At 36.3% G+C, this 16,397-nt stretch carries 18 protein-coding genes; 2 read left to right on the forward strand and 16 right to left on the reverse strand.

Annotated features, from left to right (window positions below; translation table 11 throughout):
- Positions 1-2 precede the first annotated feature (2 nt).
- The 15 genes from QWY88_RS07840 to QWY88_RS07910 form a co-directional block, all read right to left on the reverse strand.
- Positions 3-2,348: a PD-(D/E)XK nuclease family protein gene (locus tag QWY88_RS07840; protein WP_304545836.1), complete on the reverse strand. Its 2,346-nt coding sequence runs from the start codon at positions 2,346-2,348 to the stop codon at positions 3-5.
- A 2-nt stretch (positions 2,349-2,350) separates the two neighbouring features.
- The gene (locus QWY88_RS07845; protein ID WP_304545838.1) at positions 2,351-2,860 is read right to left on the reverse strand and encodes a FixH family protein; all 510 of its coding nucleotides are present in this window, start codon (positions 2,858-2,860) and stop codon (positions 2,351-2,353) included.
- Positions 2,844-3,554, reverse strand: a complete 711-nt coding sequence (locus tag QWY88_RS07850) for a 3-dehydroquinate dehydratase (RefSeq protein ID WP_304545840.1) — start codon at positions 3,552-3,554, stop codon at positions 2,844-2,846. The genes QWY88_RS07845 and QWY88_RS07850 overlap by 17 nt, the downstream gene beginning before the upstream one ends.
- Before the next feature lie 114 nt (positions 3,555-3,668).
- Entirely contained in the window at positions 3,669-3,908 is a 240-nt protein-coding gene (locus tag QWY88_RS07855; RefSeq protein ID WP_304545842.1) for a DUF4006 family protein, read from the reverse strand.
- Position 3,909: 1 nt separating this feature from the next.
- The gene (locus QWY88_RS07860) at positions 3,910-4,857 is read right to left on the reverse strand and encodes a c-type cytochrome (protein WP_304545843.1); all 948 of its coding nucleotides are present in this window, start codon (positions 4,855-4,857) and stop codon (positions 3,910-3,912) included.
- Positions 4,858-4,866: 9 nt separating this feature from the next.
- Complete coding sequence (locus QWY88_RS07865; RefSeq protein WP_304545845.1) at positions 4,867-5,070, reverse strand: cytochrome c oxidase, cbb3-type, CcoQ subunit; 204 nt, start codon at positions 5,068-5,070, stop codon at positions 4,867-4,869.
- Between the two features lie 10 nt (positions 5,071-5,080).
- On the reverse strand, positions 5,081-5,770 hold the full coding sequence (ccoO, locus tag QWY88_RS07870; protein WP_304545847.1) for a cytochrome-c oxidase, cbb3-type subunit II: 690 nt from the start codon (positions 5,768-5,770) through the stop codon (positions 5,081-5,083).
- A gap of 18 nt (positions 5,771-5,788) precedes the next feature.
- Positions 5,789-7,267 carry a cytochrome-c oxidase, cbb3-type subunit I gene (gene ccoN / locus QWY88_RS07875; RefSeq protein WP_304545848.1) on the reverse strand — a complete coding sequence of 493 codons (1,479 nt, stop codon included), beginning with the start codon at positions 7,265-7,267 and terminating at the stop codon, positions 5,789-5,791.
- A gap of 208 nt (positions 7,268-7,475) precedes the next feature.
- Positions 7,476-8,612, reverse strand: a complete 1,137-nt coding sequence (carA, locus tag QWY88_RS07880; RefSeq protein WP_304545849.1) for a glutamine-hydrolyzing carbamoyl-phosphate synthase small subunit — start codon at positions 8,610-8,612, stop codon at positions 7,476-7,478.
- A 3-nt stretch (positions 8,613-8,615) separates the two neighbouring features.
- Complete coding sequence (locus QWY88_RS07885; RefSeq protein WP_304545850.1) at positions 8,616-9,167, reverse strand: DUF507 family protein; 552 nt, start codon at positions 9,165-9,167, stop codon at positions 8,616-8,618.
- A 61-nt stretch (positions 9,168-9,228) separates the two neighbouring features.
- Positions 9,229-9,738 (reverse strand): MotE family protein, encoded by a 510-nt coding sequence (locus tag QWY88_RS07890; protein ID WP_304545851.1) that lies wholly within the window; start codon positions 9,736-9,738, stop codon positions 9,229-9,231.
- Complete coding sequence (locus tag QWY88_RS07895) at positions 9,738-10,163, reverse strand: flagellar export protein FliJ (protein ID WP_304545852.1); 426 nt, start codon at positions 10,161-10,163, stop codon at positions 9,738-9,740. The genes QWY88_RS07890 and QWY88_RS07895 overlap by 1 nt, the downstream gene beginning before the upstream one ends.
- Positions 10,164-10,173: 10 nt before the next feature.
- On the reverse strand, positions 10,174-11,427 hold the full coding sequence (locus tag QWY88_RS07900) for an adenylosuccinate synthase (RefSeq protein ID WP_304546021.1): 1,254 nt from the start codon (positions 11,425-11,427) through the stop codon (positions 10,174-10,176).
- A complete protein-coding gene (locus QWY88_RS07905) occupies positions 11,424-12,278 on the reverse strand; it encodes an ATP phosphoribosyltransferase regulatory subunit (RefSeq protein ID WP_304545853.1) in 855 nt (284 codons plus the stop codon). The genes QWY88_RS07900 and QWY88_RS07905 overlap by 4 nt, the downstream gene beginning before the upstream one ends.
- Complete coding sequence (locus tag QWY88_RS07910; protein ID WP_304545854.1) at positions 12,278-13,390, reverse strand: pyridoxal-phosphate-dependent aminotransferase family protein; 1,113 nt, start codon at positions 13,388-13,390, stop codon at positions 12,278-12,280. The genes QWY88_RS07905 and QWY88_RS07910 overlap by 1 nt, the downstream gene beginning before the upstream one ends.
- A 113-nt stretch (positions 13,391-13,503) precedes the next feature.
- Between QWY88_RS07910 and QWY88_RS07915 the strand changes: the two genes are divergently transcribed.
- A complete protein-coding gene (locus tag QWY88_RS07915) occupies positions 13,504-14,271 on the forward strand; it encodes an undecaprenyl-diphosphate phosphatase (protein ID WP_304545855.1) in 768 nt (255 codons plus the stop codon).
- A gap of 122 nt (positions 14,272-14,393) precedes the next feature.
- Here QWY88_RS07915 and rdgB read toward each other — a convergent pair whose 3' ends face one another.
- Positions 14,394-14,981 carry an RdgB/HAM1 family non-canonical purine NTP pyrophosphatase gene (rdgB, locus tag QWY88_RS07920; protein ID WP_304545856.1) on the reverse strand — a complete coding sequence of 196 codons (588 nt, stop codon included), beginning with the start codon at positions 14,979-14,981 and terminating at the stop codon, positions 14,394-14,396.
- Between the two features lie 65 nt (positions 14,982-15,046).
- Between rdgB and QWY88_RS07925 the strand changes: the two genes are divergently transcribed.
- Entirely contained in the window at positions 15,047-16,372 is a 1,326-nt protein-coding gene (locus QWY88_RS07925; protein WP_304545857.1) for an MFS transporter, read from the forward strand.
- Positions 16,373-16,397 lie beyond the last annotated feature (25 nt).

Genomic DNA, 16,397 nt, shown 5'->3' on the forward strand with positions numbered 1-16,397 from the left:
CTCTACTCTCTATCACACAAAATTTTATACGCACAATATTGACACGCTTTTGGATCTTCACACTCTTTGACTTCTATATCTTCTACCTGTAGCAGGTCTTGTATATGCGACTGTAGCAGTGCTATCTTCTGCTCTAAAAACAGTTCCTCTACTACTTTACCCTCTTTGAGATCGTAAAAGGCACACTGTTTTACACGTCCGAGTTTTGTTGCTAAAAGGTAGTAGAACTCCAGTTGGAAATCCGTTGCTTCGGTGACGTTGTTTTTATTGTAAAGTGTGTAGAAACCTGTTTTATAGTCAAGTACGCTTACACCCTCTTCGCTCTGATCAACCCTGTCAAGCACACCGCTAAGGATAAGCCCGTCATATTCAAGCTCAAGCGGCTCCTCCGTTTTAAACACATATTGACCCTGTTTAAAACGTTCTATCTCCACTTCGCAGAACTTTCCTAGTATCCTTTTTTGCAGTGCGATCTGATAACGGATAAACTCGCTGTCTTCACACACATTATCAAGCTCTTTTTCAAGGTCACGTTGCAACTCTTGAACATCTAAATAATGATCTTTTTTTGTGTAGAGATTGCATAAAGCACGGTGTACGTGCTCTCCGATCTCATACTCCTCAGGAATATCTTTTGGGATCTTATGATCTTGGAGTTTGAGAATATAGTTTAGGTAAAACTTCTTCTTACACGTTAGGTAAGTTTTGAGTTTTGTATTTGAGAGTTTTTGCCCATGAAAACTATATGGCACTACAAATGGTTTTGACTCTGTAAATGGTGCTGTACGTTTACTAAAAAGAAGCTGTGCATAACTATGTTCATCGTAAAGCTTATTCTCTTTTATCCCCAACTGCTTTAAAAAACGGCTCGGATTTGTATCGCTTGCACTCACATAAGAGATAGCAACCTCTTTGGAATTGATAAGAAGCATATTGTAGTAGTGTTTTTGAAGGTTTTCCCGATCAGACATTGTTGGCAGTGATGCCTTTTCTCTGATGTTAGTGTTTAAGAACATATCTTTGTCACTCTTTTTCGGAACATTCCCCTCGTTAAAGTCAACTATTACTACAGCATCAAAGGCAACACCGCGGCTCTCTAGAACACCCATAACCGTTATTTTACCACCACGTACATCATCTATGGTTGTTTTGGCCAGGCGCTGCATAAAAAGGTTCAGAATCGACTTTGAACCCATGTTTTTCATAAAAGGGAGCACCTTTAAAAAAGTGTAAAGCTCTTTGTCGTAGATCTTCAGCTCCGTCTTATCTGTTATAAACTCACGCAGCTTATAAAAACACTCCTCTAAGAGTGTAAAGTTGTCACGTGCCCCGTACATCTCTATAATTACGTCTGAGAGCTCTTTGCCGAATCTTTTACTTCTATGTATATTCTCTTGTGAATCTTGCTCTAACGCTTTTATATTTGCATCTAAGAGGGTATATATCTTTGAATTTCTAAAAGATGTTCCCATTGCAAAGTTAAAGTTAGATTTTCGATCAAAGCTTTTTAGCAGCTCAGCTTTAGATTCGTTCGGAAGTATCACAGCTATCTTCTCAGGTTCATACCCCTTTTGTATAAAGTCGTACACCTTTTTTTGAATAAATGCGACCTGCAAGATATCTTCACTAAAACTCTCGCAAGAGATAGCATCGATCTTCTCAATCTTTGTTTGTGAAAGTATCTCTTGTGTAGAAATATTTAAAAGATACTCATACCCTATCTCAAGTTCAAAGCCAAACTCTGCAAACTGCTCTTGCATTTTTGTATTAAACGGTGTGGCAAAAAACTTTATCTTGAGTTTCGAGATCGTAGCAACTTGTTGTAGAAGTGAGATCTCAAAATTTGTAAGATATCCATCGAGATATATCGTTATACTCTCTTTATCTTTTACGTATGCAGTGTTAAACTTGTAAAGCTTCGGTAAAAAGATCTTGTCTAACACCTTCTGCTCATCACACAAAAGCTCATAACGTCTGTAGAGCTCTTCTAAGATGGTGATATGTTCCTCATACTCTGCATACAAGTCGGCATCACGCAGTTTTTTGATGTCATAAAGCTCGGCACTCAGCTCTTCAAAAAATTTAAATATATAGGAGCTGTTTTTCGTAAATGTGAAGAAGTTACGCTCTATTTGGAGTTTTGAGAACTCCTGAAAGTCAGAAGCCTGCAGAAGCAGTAATATACGACTGTCATCATCGATATACTTATATCCTTGAACGATACACAACTTTGAGATAAATTCACTCATCGTTATATAGTCAGGAAGAAAAAGTGTTTGATTTTTGTTTTTGAGTTGCTCGTGCCTAATAGCACGAGAAGAGGAGAAAACTACGGTACTATTATCCATAGTTAAAATTCAAATACCTCTTTTATGCGAGTATCTGCTTTTAAGTTGTAAAATCTATAATCATCTCCAACTTGCACACGAGCGATGATGTTCCACACACCAACTTTTGGAAATGTAGCACCTTCAAACGTATAAATACCCTCTTGTACTGTGAAAGTCTCTAAAAGCTGATTAAACTTTTCAGTCTCCGGACGACTAATATCTATAATAATCTCTGCGTTATCTATTAGCTTTCCACTTTTATCTGTAACTTTGTATTTTATCTGCGGTTTATCAACACCAATACTTTCAGTTACATATTCAATATTGTATTTTTTATCAAAATTGATCTGTGCATTGATAAACTCGTTTGCTCTTGCATCAGCTTCTTGATATTTGCTCATATATGCATTGCTTTCTTGAATATCAGCCTTGCTTGTAACCATAATAGTTGCTACACACATTCCGAAAACTAGTGTAATCGAGCCGCCAAGTATATATGGCCAGATTTTACCGCTACTTAGTTTCGCCATTTTTCAGCCTTCTTAATTCTATTTTTTTTCTAATATATAGAACTATACCATACAAAACAAAACCGTAGAAAAACACTTTTACCCAGAACAATGTCTCTTGGTTTGCATCACCAGGATCATTCTCGAGTGTAACCCCTTTAGAAGTTGCAACTTGATGTGCAACATCAAGGTAACCATTATACATTGATGCCGCATACTTTCCTACTATCTGTTCATCTTTAGCTTTTCCGGCTAAAAGAGGTAAAATAGTTCCACCGTAATCTTTACGTAGCTTGTTAAAGTGCTCCCAGCTATCTGCATATACTATAGCTATTAAAAAAGCCTGTACAGCAGAGGAAACAGGGCTAAGCACCTGATCTCTATGAAAATACTTATATAAAGTGTTATCATTTACTTGTATATCAACCTGTGCATCCATCTCTGAAAACACCAAAAGTATTGTAGGTTCTTTAAATGTAGCAAGAAGTTCTTGTTCATACTTATACATATCTTGCTTATTCGGTAATTCTTTTAACATTACAAGTTTAAGTGCAATACCTGTTTTTGTGTAGAGTTCAGATCCTAGCAGTTCTATATCTTTTGTAAACGGTTCACGATGAACTATCTCATCTTTATATAAATATTCTGCAAAAAGTTGTGATTGAAATAAAATTGTGAGGACGAGGGCAAAAAGCCCTCTTGCTAAAATTCTCAAAGAATCTTCCTAGCCAATATATAAATGGTTAGGAGTTACAACAGCATAAAGTGTATAAGCAGCCATAATTACAAGGCTCCATGAAATTACTTTTTCCATTTTCTACCCCTTTTCCTATTTTACTGGAACTGATACGACATGGTCTTCAGCTTTTGATGTAGTGTGACCTTCACCAAAACCTATACCAGAACCGATCTCAGTTTCATTTTGAATTTTGTAAAAGTTGTTAGAGTTTGCGTTTTGAACACTAATAGCATTTACCGTTAAAAACACTAAAATGCTAAGAAGTAGTACAGTTGCAATCAACATACCTGTTACACCGTCAAGAGCGAAAACACTTCTATTCTCATTCATGTTATTCTCCTTCTAAATCATCAGTATCAGGTAATCCTGCACTAATGTAAGCAGCTGCAGCTTCTCTTTGTTTGTCATTTAATCTAGCAAATGATGGCATAGCACCGATAGCACCTTTTTTACCATGAGCTAAAACATTAACAACTAAAGCAGAATCAAATACAGCGATGTTTGGTCCCATATATTCAACACCTTTACCATCAGCACCGTGACACATTGCACAAGTACCAGCAAAAACGTCAGCACCTTCACCTTGCATACCGTTAGCTACATATTTTGAAACAGCTTCAATCTCTGCATCTGTAATGTTTGCATTAGTGTTAGCGTTAAATAAACCATCTCTGTTAGGCATCATAGAACCTTCACCAAGTAATCCAAATGCAGAACCGTTTTCGATTACATGCTTAACATTCTCAGCTGTGATTCTTTCGTGTAGGTTAGCAGCTTTACCGTCTAAACCTTTACCGTCTGCACCGTGACAAACTTTACACTCTGCAATAAATACAGATTCACCCATTTTGATAAGTTCATTCCCTTTAATATCTGCATATTTCTTTTCAAACTTATCTTGATGTACTTTTACATCTTCATTGTACTCACCGATTTGAGAGTATGCATTTACTGGATAACCAGCTACAAAATACCACATACCCCAAATGATAGTTCCCATGAACATAATAGCCCAACCCATTGGAACTGGGTTCTTATATTCACCGATATCATCCCAAGACTCTTCTGCTAGCTCACCTGTAGCAGTATCAGTTTGCATTTGGCGAACATACTTAATAACAACAAATACTGTGATTATTACAAGTGCAACTGCACCAGCAGCAGCAAGCATGTTGACGATATCATCATTTAGTCCACCCTTAGAACCACCAACAGATAGGTATGTTAGTAATAACATAAGAGCAGCAAAGATAATTCCCCCAAGCGTTAGCTTATTCATATATCTCTCCTATTTATCTTTTTTGTCAGATACAGATTTCACCGGAGTGTCATCTATATCATCATTAAGTGCCATATTGCCATACTCTTCATAGTCAACACCTGACTCATCTTTTTTGTTTTTATACAAATGGTATATATATGCATATAAACCTACCGTTAAAAATACTGTCAAGAAGAAGTAAGCATACCCCTGAAGTGTATCAATATCCACACTAAACCCTTTATTTTAAACTATTTAAATATGCAATTAATGCAACGATCTCTGGAATTTCACCAGCTGCTACAGCTGCTTTAACTTTTGGATCTTTCATATCAGCTGCAATAACTTTTGCTTCTTCTAAAGCCATCGCTTTTGCATCTGCTAAATCTTTCCCCATTTTAACAGTTACAGAACCGTCTTTAGTTGGAACTGCTTTGTTATAAGGAACAGAGAAAACTTTAGATACAGTAAGTTGTTCTGCATATGCAGTATCTATATCAGCTTTGTTTTCAAACATCCAAGGATAAGCCGGCATAATTGACTTAGGAACAACCTCTTCAGGGTTTTTCATATGGTGTTCATGCCAGTCAGTAGTTCTATAGTTACCAACACGCATTAAATCCGGACCAGTTCTTTTAGAACCCCAAAGGAATGGTCTGTCGTATGCATACTCACCACTTAAAGAGTAGTGACCGTAACGGTCAGTTTCAGCTTTAAAAGGACGAATAAGTTGTGAGTGACAAGCATTACAACTATTCTTGATATACACGTGGCGTCCAGCTAATTCAAGAGTAGAATATGGAGCTGTACCAACTACAGGACGAGAAGCTTGTGCAAAGTTTGGAACGATTTCGATTAAACCTGCAAAAGCGATTACAACAAATACACCTACCGCGAATAAGAACGGGTGTTTTTCTAACCAATGAAACATAATATAATCCTCCCTCTCTTAAGCGCCCATAGGCGAAGCGTTTTTAAGCTCAGTCTCTTCAACTGGACGAGCAGACATAGTTTTGTAGATGTTATAAGCAAACATTACGAAACCTACTAAGTATAATAAACCACCAACACCACGAATAGTGTAGTATGGATGTAAAACAGTTACCGTATCAATAAACGAGTAAGCTAAGTTACCAAATTGATCGTGAGCACGCCACATCATACCTTGAGTGATACCTGCAATCCACATAGAAGTGAAGTATAAAACAACACCTAAAGTTTGGATCCAGAATTGTGCAGCCATTAATTTTTTAGAATAGATTTCACGTTTAAATACACGTGGAGCCATATGATATAGCGCAGCCATAATCATAAATCCAACCCATCCAAGAACACCATCATGAACGTGACCAACGATCCAGTCAGTGAAGTGTGCAATAGCATTAACAGATTTAATCGCTTGAATCGGACCTTCTAAAGTTGAGAACATATAGAATGTAGAACCAAGAACCATAAACTTAATTAGTGGAGACGCTGCAACTTGTTGCCACTCACCCTTCATTGTAAGAAGCATATTGATAGCAGAACCCCAAGATGGAAGAATTAGGATTACAGAGAAAATTGAACCCATAGTTTGCATCCAGTCTGGAACAGTTGAATATAATAAGTGGTGACCACCAGCCCATAAATATACGAACATTAAACCCCAGAAAGAAAGTAAAGAAAGTTTATAAGAATAAACCGCTTGACCAGATTCTTTTGGTAAGAAGTAGTAAATCATAGCAACGATAGGCACTGTGAAACCGAATGCAACCGCATTGTGACCATACCACCATTGTACTAACGCATCATTTGTACCAGCATACATAGATACTGAGTGATACCATGCACCGATTCCGTTAGATACGAAATAAGTTGGAACTTCCATGTTATTAAATAGATAAAGCATAGCTATACCTAAGAAAGTAGCAATGTAGTACCAGATAGAGATATATAAACTCTTCTCACGACGGATACCGATAAGACCGAAAATACTCATACCAAAAAGTACCCATACAACAACAACAGCGATATCAATCGGCCATTCGAATTCTGCATACTCTTTAGAAGTTGTTACACCAGCGAATAGTGATACAACAACAGCAACAACTACTAATAGGTATAACACGAAGTGAAGTTTACCAATAGCCATTAAGAATTTAGATTCTCCCATTGATACTTTAAGTACACGTTGACCAACATAATACCAAGTAGCAAAAATACCACTTAATGTAAAACCAAAAATAACTGCATCAGTGTGCAGTGGACGAAGACGACTAAAGTTAGTGTATTCAGCTAAACCACTTCCTAAAATAGTATTAATACTAGGAAATGCAAGTTCAAATGCTAAAATTACACCGATGAGCATCCCTACAAATCCTAAAAGAACTGTAGTAAGCATAAACATCTTTGCAACCGTGTAGTCGTACTCTAATGGACGATTCTCCATATATAGCCTCCTTAAGATTCAAAGCAATTAAGCTTAATTTTAAAAAATTAAGCCAATTAACACCTGTATATTAACAATACAAATGTTTAAATTATCTTAAACTTAACATTTTTGTAACAATTTATTAACTTTTTGTTTACTTTAGAAATTTTAGAAATGGTTAAGGTATAATTAATCTTTTGGGGAAAGATAAGTTTTTTTAATAAACTTATCTTTTAATGAGTGAAAGGAATTCAGAGAAGATGTATCTGCTCTCTTTTGGACCAGGACTTGATTCCGGGTGGTGCTGTACTGAAAAGATTGGTTCATCTTTATATTTTAGCCCCTCGATTGTTCCATCAAAAAGGTTTGTATGTGTAACTTCTGCAATCTCTGTAATGTTATCCGGAACATTATAGTTATGGTTCTGTGCAGTAATCTCAACAAAACCAGTTTTTTCATTTTTTACAGGATGGTTACCACCGTGGTGACCGAACTTTAATTTAAATGTATCGTATCCATGTGAAATAGAAAGAAGTTGATGTCCTAAACAGATACCGAACATTGGTACTTTAGCAGCGATCAGTTTTTTGATCTGCTCTTGCTCTTTTTTAAGTACTAACGGATCACCAGGACCGTTTGATAAAAATACACCGTCAATAAGCTTAGAGTTGTATTTTTCAATTAGGTCTTCTGCAATAAAGTCATTTGGAATAACTTCAACACCAATCCCTGCTGAAACAATCTCGTTTAAGATATTTCTTTTTACACCGAAATCGATTACTGCAATCTTTGCTTGTTGCTCTGGAGCATCATCATATTTGAACTCTCTTGCAGCATAAGTACTTGTAGTGTGTTGATATGCTTCTTTTGTACTTACTTGTTCAATGTAGTTCACATCTTCGATACGAGGAGAGTTTGCTAGAACTTTTTTTAACTCATCTTTATCGCTGATCTCAGTCGATGCAATCATCATCATAGCACCTTCAGCTCTTAACATCTTAGTTAAAAATCTTGTATCGATATCGCAGATTCCCATAACATTGTGTTTTTCTAAGAAGTTAGACAGAGAGTCCTCAGCACGAAAGTTAGAGTATCTTGGCTGATACTTACGTACGATCATCCCTTTTGAATGTGCTTTTAAACTTTCCATATCTTGATCGTTTACACCAACGTTTCCGATCTCAGGCATTGTAAATGTTACAAATTGACCTGCATATGACGGATCAGACATAATCTCTTGATATCCAGTCATTGAAGTGTTGAATACTATTTCACCAACTTCTGTTTTTGAAGCACCGAAACTCTTCGCTTCAAGGTATGTTCCATTCTCAAGATAGATATATACTTTTTTTAATTCTGCCATTTTTTACTCCATACCTCTTTTTAAAAGTTCTTCTTTGTAAAGTTTTTCATATAAAATCTCAAACTCATCAGTCCCAGGGATAAACTTACGTTTATACGAACGGATCTTATCCATTACAGCATCTTGAATCTCTGAAGTATCTGCGATAAACGACGTAATTGAGTTATAAATTATATTTTTGATACGATTTTCAGATACATCGAAGTGAATCAGATCCTCTTCGTACAGTTCGTCTAAAATCTTATGTGAGATATCTGAAAATCTTTCATCATAATCTAAAATAACGTCAAACTGAGGAGCAAGTTTTTTCTTGATCATAAAGAAAAGTTGACGCTCATCAGCTAACATGAACTCGATCTCTTCCTCGTTAGCATCAATCATCTCATTTACTTTTTCTTCAAGCGCCATCTCTTGTTTAACATTTGTTTCAAACACTTTTTGAGCTTCGTTTGCTACAGCTTCAAGCCCTTTAGTCATAGTCACAACACCACTTCTATTTAGATCAATTGCTATTTTATTCGATATATGGGGGATAGTTTTTAGTGATATTTTCATATGAATGACCTACTTCTTTAATAAATTTAGCAATTTTACAATAAGTTAGGTAAAAATTTGATTATTCGGCTAAAAGTTGTGTTAATTCCGAAGCTTTTTTTGCTTCCATTTTACTAAGTATTTTTCCAAGAATTTGAGGTTTTAAAGATTGCAAGATTTTTACAGCTTCACCCTTTTGCATATCTCCCAAAATATTGGCTGCAGCAGCGGGTTTCATTTTTGCAAATGTTTGTGAAACTTTTCCGAGTTTTATCGATTTTAATTCAGCTAATGCTTTTTCATTACGGTCGAGCATTGTTTTAATACTCTTTTCTCTTTTTTTAATCTCATCAAGTCTATTATTAACTTCCTCTTCTTGTTGATTCAGTTTTGTTTCTTTCTCTTTTAATAATGCTTCTGTTGCAGTTTTGAGAGATTGTAATGCTTGTTTTTGTTCATCTATACGTTCAAGTTCAACAAGGAGTTCACTCTTTCTTTGTTTAAATATCTCTGTACATTCAAAAAGTCTGTCACTTGTTTCTAGTCCAAAAATAAATGTATAACAGATCGATAAAACTAATAAAAATCTCACTATGCTGACCTTTCTCTCTTCGTAAATGTCATGAGCGCCACCTCATCTAACTCTTTGGCTTCTTTAATTTTCTCTTTTTTCTTGATCGCCTCTATCTCTTGAAGCTCCAGATATTGATACTTTTCATATTCTATCATATCACGTTTAAGTTGCTCTTTTGCTTCGGCTACTTCATGTGTAGCATATGCAACCCACTCTTCATTATGATGAATTACAGAACGACCGGAATCTAAAAGTGCTCTGTTTGAAAGAAAGTCGGCAATTATTCCATGTTGAGGGGGTTGAATCTCGTTGAGTGCGTTTAAAGAGTTTTGTAATGCTTCTTTGGCATTTTGAAGTGCGGCATTTTTTGCTTGGAGAACACGTTCACTCTTTTGCATAATGTTTTTTTTCACATTGACTAAAGAGCTGTATCGTGTCCGCATCGCAAATTCCTTATAAGATTATTGTATCGTCTCTTTCCGGTGATGTTGATATTATACCAACTTTTGTTTTTGCTACCTCTTCGATAACTTTTACATATTCTTGTGCAGAAGCCGGAAGATCTTCAAACTTTCTAACACCTACAGAGTTTGTCCACCCTTTAAATGTTTTGTAGATAGGTGTAACGTTTTCTAGATCAACAGGTACATAGTCAATCTCTTTACCATTGTATTCGTATGCTACACACACTTTTACTTCATCGAAACCGTCAAGAACGTCAAGTTTCATAAGTGCAAGTTCATCACAACCGTTTAAACGTGAAGCGTATCTAGTTGCAACTGCATCGAACCAACCACAACGTCTTGCACGACCTGTAGTTGTTCCGAACTCATGCCCTTGTTTACCAAGTCTAGCACCGTCTTCACCTAAGTCTTCAGACGGGAACGGTCCGTTTCCTACACGTGTACAGTATGCTTTTACGATTCCTGTAACTTTACCGATATCTTTAGGGTTGATCCCTAAACCTGTACAAGCACCTGCACTTACAGTTGAACTTGAAGTTACGTATGGGTATGTACCGTGATCGATATCAAGCATAGTACCTTGAGCACCCTCTAAAAGAACTTTTTGATTATCTTCATCAAGCGCTTTCCATAACATCTGCGTTGTGTCTGTAATATACGGAGCAAGGTTCGCTTTAAAACCGTTTAGTTCAGCTAAAAGTTCCTCACGTGCCGGAGCATGAATATCCATAACATCAAAGATAGGTTTGTTTTGTGCAAAATAGTCTAAAATTTTTGTACATAATGCTTCAGGATCTAAAAGTTCACCTACACGGTGACCGATACGGTTGATCTTGTCAGAGTAAGACGGCCCGATCCCTTTTCCTGTAGTACCGATAGCTTTATCACCTTTAAGACGCTCTTTTGCTTGGTCGATTAAAGCATGGTAAGAAAGGTTTAAATGCGCTTTATCAGAGATAAAAAGACGTCCCTCTAAGTTTTCAAACTGTTCCATCTCTTTGATGATAGACTCAGGTGAAAGTACTACACCGTTTCCAACTACATTGATAGCTTTAGGGTTAAGTACACCAGACGGGATAAGGTGAAGTGCATATTTTACACCGTCAACCCAGATAGTATGACCTGCATTGTGACCACCTTGGCTTCTACAAACCATATCGTATTCAAGAGCAAGTTTATCAACTATTTTCCCTTTACCTTCATCTCCCCATTGTATTCCTACAATTACATCAGCTTTCATTATTTCCCTTTACTTAATTCTTCACAAATTGTATCTGTATAGATTGCAAAACCTACAGAAGTCAGATCTTCATTTTTATATCTTCCACCACGAGCATACACTTCGTTATTTACGATTGCTCTAAAAAACAGCTCATCATAATAAAGCATTTTTGCGTAATACATAGGTGCTAGCACTGTATGTGTATATTGCATATCTTTACAAAGTGCTTTCATCTTTTCAAGTTCCACTTTAATTGGCTCAGGAACGATTTCAATCACTTCATCAATCTGCTCTACATGTTGTAAATATACTAGTTTATTTAACCACTCAATACCAAGCGATAAAAACTTATCAATATTGATATGTCTAAAATCATCGATCGATAATTCGTCAAACATCCCATTGATTATTTTGGCAATTTTCATATTTGAGATCTGTACAAGCGGTTTTACTTCTAACTTTTCAAAAATCTCAGTTGCGATATTGAGGACCGAAGCAAGATTTCTCTCACCCATATACTCAACACCCACTTGATATTGCTCAGTAGTCGGGTATGTAAAAACCGGTTGAATATAAAACCACTTCTTTTGAGTTGTGTTAGAGCCGAGTCTTTTCTCAATAATACGTACAACATCAATAGTTGAATCGGCACGAAGAGAAAGCGCATTATTCTTCTCATCATTAAGACGAATTAACTCTCTTTCATCCGCGATCGATTGATGTTGATGATATGAAAAAACAGGTGTAACTATCTCTTCATACTCTTTTGCATCTAAAACGTCACTCGCTACTTTCTCGATGTGACGTTTTATTTTTGCAGATTGACCAAAATAAAGTTTCGAACCGTTTGGTATTTCGTGTTCTAAAATCATTACTTACCTAGCTTAAATGTTACTTCGTTGAAAATTTTATTTGCCGTTCCATCGTATTTACGACGACCTAGTTTGTCAAGTGCAAGTTCTACTGCATTAACAACCCAGCTCATCTCGTAATCATTAATAAGCCCCATTTGGTTAATTCTAAAAATTTTACCTTTTAAATGATCCTGTCCGCCTGCAACGTTCACTTTATAATCATTTTTTAGGATATTTCTAATCTCATTAGCATTTTCATCATCTATAGTTGTCATAGACATTGCAGGTACTTTTGGATATATGTGTAAACCTAATGCTTGAAGTGCAGATTTTACAGCCTCTGCACGTACAGCTGTTCTTTCATATAATGTTTCAATGCCACCGTCAGCCTCAATAGTCTCTAAAACTTCAAGTAAACCTATAGTAAGTGTAGTAGCTGCAGTATAAGCAGTTGTATTTTGCTTTTGCTTTTTAATCTCACTTGCTAAATTCAGGTAATATCCACGTCCCGCACCGATTTTCTCGATTGCACCGTTTGAAAGACCTAAAATAGAAAGTCCCGGAGGAAGCATTAATGCTTTTTGGCTTCCCGCTAAAAGTGCATCAATATTCGTTACATCAATTTTCTCAACACCAACAGCAGTAATACCGTCAGCAATAATCATGATGTTTGGATTGATGGCTTTTACAGCAGCTGCCAACTCTTCAACAGGATGACGAAGTCCACCCGCAGATTCACTTATCTGTACGGCAATAGCATCGATATCTGAATTTTGCTTTACAGCTTCAACAACTGCATCAACACTTACAGGTGTATCCCACTCATTTACGATTTCAACTTGTTTAAGCCCGTGAGCTACGGCAATTTTTCCAAAACGCTCACCAAACTTTCCAGAGTTTACATTGAGTAAAGTGTTATGGCACAGATTGATAACTGCAGCTTCCATAGCACCCGTTCCACTCGATGAAAGCATAATAACTTCATCAGTATTAAATAGGTTAAAAAGATGTTTACGAGTTTTTTCAAAAATTGCTTCAAACTCAGGTGTACGGTGATGGATTGTCTCCTCAGCCATCGCATTTCTAACATTTTGTGGTACTGGAGTCGGTCCAGGTGTAAAAAGTAACATATATTTTCCTACATTTTAGTGTTTACAAATAAAACCTCGAATTATATCCAAATAAGTTTAAAATTATAATTAGAAAAAAGTTTTTGTATCTTTCCTATGATAGAATTACGCCTATGGATATATTTCAATCAATAATAATGGGCATAATAGAGGGGTTTACGGAGTTTTTACCGATCTCTTCAACAGGGCATCTTATAGTTGCAAGTGATCTGCTTGGAATCGATCAAACAAATGTTACTAAAGCATATGAAGTGATCATCCAATTTGCTGCAATTCTCGCAGTAGTTTTAAACTACAAAGAGAAGTTCACAATCAAAAAAATCGACCTGTGGACAAAAGTATTTTTAGCATTTATTCCTATCGGAGCTGTAGGTTTTCTTTTCTCCCATCAAATCAAAGAACTTTTTAGTGTAAATGTCGTAGCAACGATGTTTATTATCGGGGGAATTATCTTCTTAATCGTAGAAAAATTTTACATACCTCAGGAGCAGCACCTTATCGACGACGTCGAAAAAGTCTCACTGAAAAAAGCGATGATTATTGGTATTGCTCAGGTATTTGCACTTATTCCCGGAACTAGCCGTGCGGGTTCCACAATCATCGGTGCTTTACTTGTAGGTCTTAGCCGTAAAGCCTCTGCAGAGTTTAGTTTTTTACTTGCATTTCCTGTAATGAGTGCCGTTACTGCATACGATCTGCTCAAACACTATCATGAGTTTTCATCGGCAAACTTGGAAGTTTTAGCTGTCGGATTTGTAGTTTCTTTTTTTGTAGCTTATCTTACAATCAAACTTTTTTTAAAATTTTTAGAGCGTTTTACCTTCGTAGCATTTGGAGTTTATAGAATCATTTTTGGAGTGATTTTACTACTTTGGAACTAATTTTGCTGATTCTCTAACATACATAGGAGGATCTTATGCAAAGACTTAAAAAATGTAACGCTCGTTTACATTCATTATTAGAAAAAATAGAAAAATCTTTTCAAAAAGTAGGTTGCAGATTTTTATAAATTTTGCAACACTACCCTTGCTAATTTCAACGCTTTAGAACGATGCGACAACTCTTTTTTTATATTATCATCTAACTGACCTAAAGTTTTGTCAAACCCCTCAGGTATAAACATAGGATCATATCCAAAACCGCCGTCACCGATAGCTTCAGTTATTGCAGTTCCGTACATCCATCCGTGTACTGTTTTTTCTTTGTTTTTTGTCACAATTGCGATCGCAGCCGTATAGTGTGCAGGTGATGATGTTACACCTTTTGCTTTAATATCTTCGATCAGTTTATACAAATTATCTTTGTCGTTTGCATCTTCGCCTGCATATCTTGCACTGTAGATACCCGGTGCCCCGTCAAGTACGTCTACGCTAATGCCGCTGTCATCTGCTATCACCACTACATCTTCGTCACCCAGAGCTTCATATACCGCTCTTGCTTTGATCAATGCATTATCTTTAAAAGTATCTGCATCTTCAATGATCTCAAACGCTTCTATTAGATCTGTATAAGGAACAACCTCAAACTCTTTACATAACTCTTTTATCTCTCTGACTTTACCCTTGTTGGATGTTGCTAGTACTAGTTTCAAAACTTTTCCTTATATTTATAAATAACTAATATAATTTCGGAATTATACTATAAAGAGGATTGATTATGTTTAAAAAGGTTTTACCCCTTTCGTCGATTTTATTCCTTAGATTTTTAGGATTATTTCTAGTACTTCCCGTACTTTCTGTTTATGCACTCGACCTAGAAGGTGCTACTCCGTTTTTAGTGGGTGTTATCGTTGGGGGATACGCTTTAACACAAGCTATTTTCCAAGTACCGTTTGGTTCTATGAGTGATAAGATCGGAAGAAAACCGACTATCCTTTTTGGTCTGCTTATCTTTTTAATCGGTTCACTTATTTGTGCATATTCTGATGATATCTATATGTTGATGCTAGGGCGTTTTTTACAGGGTGCAGGTGCTATCGGTGCTGTTGTTACTGCTATGATTGCAGACCTTGTTGAAGAGAAAACTCGTGGCCATGCGATGGCTATCATGGGTGGATTCATCGCAATGAGTTTTGCCGCTGCTATGGCACTTGGACCTGTTTTGGCATCAAGTTTCGGAATCGATACAATCTTCTTAATCACTGCTATTTTAGCGGTTATCTCTATTGTTATCCTTTTTACAAAGGTACCGACACCGCCGAAGATCAAACATATCTACCATAAAGATGCAAAAACTGCAGATATTGTAAAAGATCCAAACCTTCTTGGTATGATCATTATCAATGCGATGCAAAAAGGTTTAATGACTGCTGCGTTTGTTATTATCCCTGTATTTCTAACAAAACCTGAATACGGTTTTAACTGGGAGAAAAGTGAACTTTGGATGGTTTATGTTCCGGCTATGATTGCAGGTATTTTAGCAATGGGACCGGCTGCTGTTTTTGGTGAGAAAAGAAATATTCCTAAACAGATCTTTATGGTAAGCATTGTGCTTTTTACGGCTTCATTTTTAATGATGGGTCTAACAACTTCAAGCTCTGTATTTGTAGCAGCTGTTATTATGTTCTTTATAGCATTTAATATGATGGAACCGTTGGTTCAATCTATGATCTCTAAATTTGCAAAAGTACACCAAAAAGGTGCAGCACTTGGGATCTCAAATTCGGCTGCGTATTTTATGACTTTCCTTGGTGGTACGTTTGCAGGACTTTATTTAGATGTAAGTTCTCGTGAGACTCTTGGGATGACTATCGGGGCTATCGGTCTGGTATGGTTTCTTTTTACTATGATTAAAATGAAAAACCCTATCAAATACTCTCACCTTATTACACCTGAAAATGAAGTGAACTTTGATAAACTGGAAAGTTTGGAGAGTGAACATATTGCTGAGTGGTTTATAAATGAAACGGAAAAAGTTGTAGTTATAAAATATCATCAAGAGCAACTAAGCGAAGATGATCTAAAAGCAAAGATTGCTCTTTAGCAGTATTTGCTAACAGAGCATTTTG

Origin of the sequence: Sulfurimonas sp. hsl 1-7, from assembly GCF_030577135.1 — a bacterium.
Lineage (GTDB): Bacteria > Campylobacterota > Campylobacteria > Campylobacterales > Sulfurimonadaceae > Sulfurimonas > Sulfurimonas microaerophilus.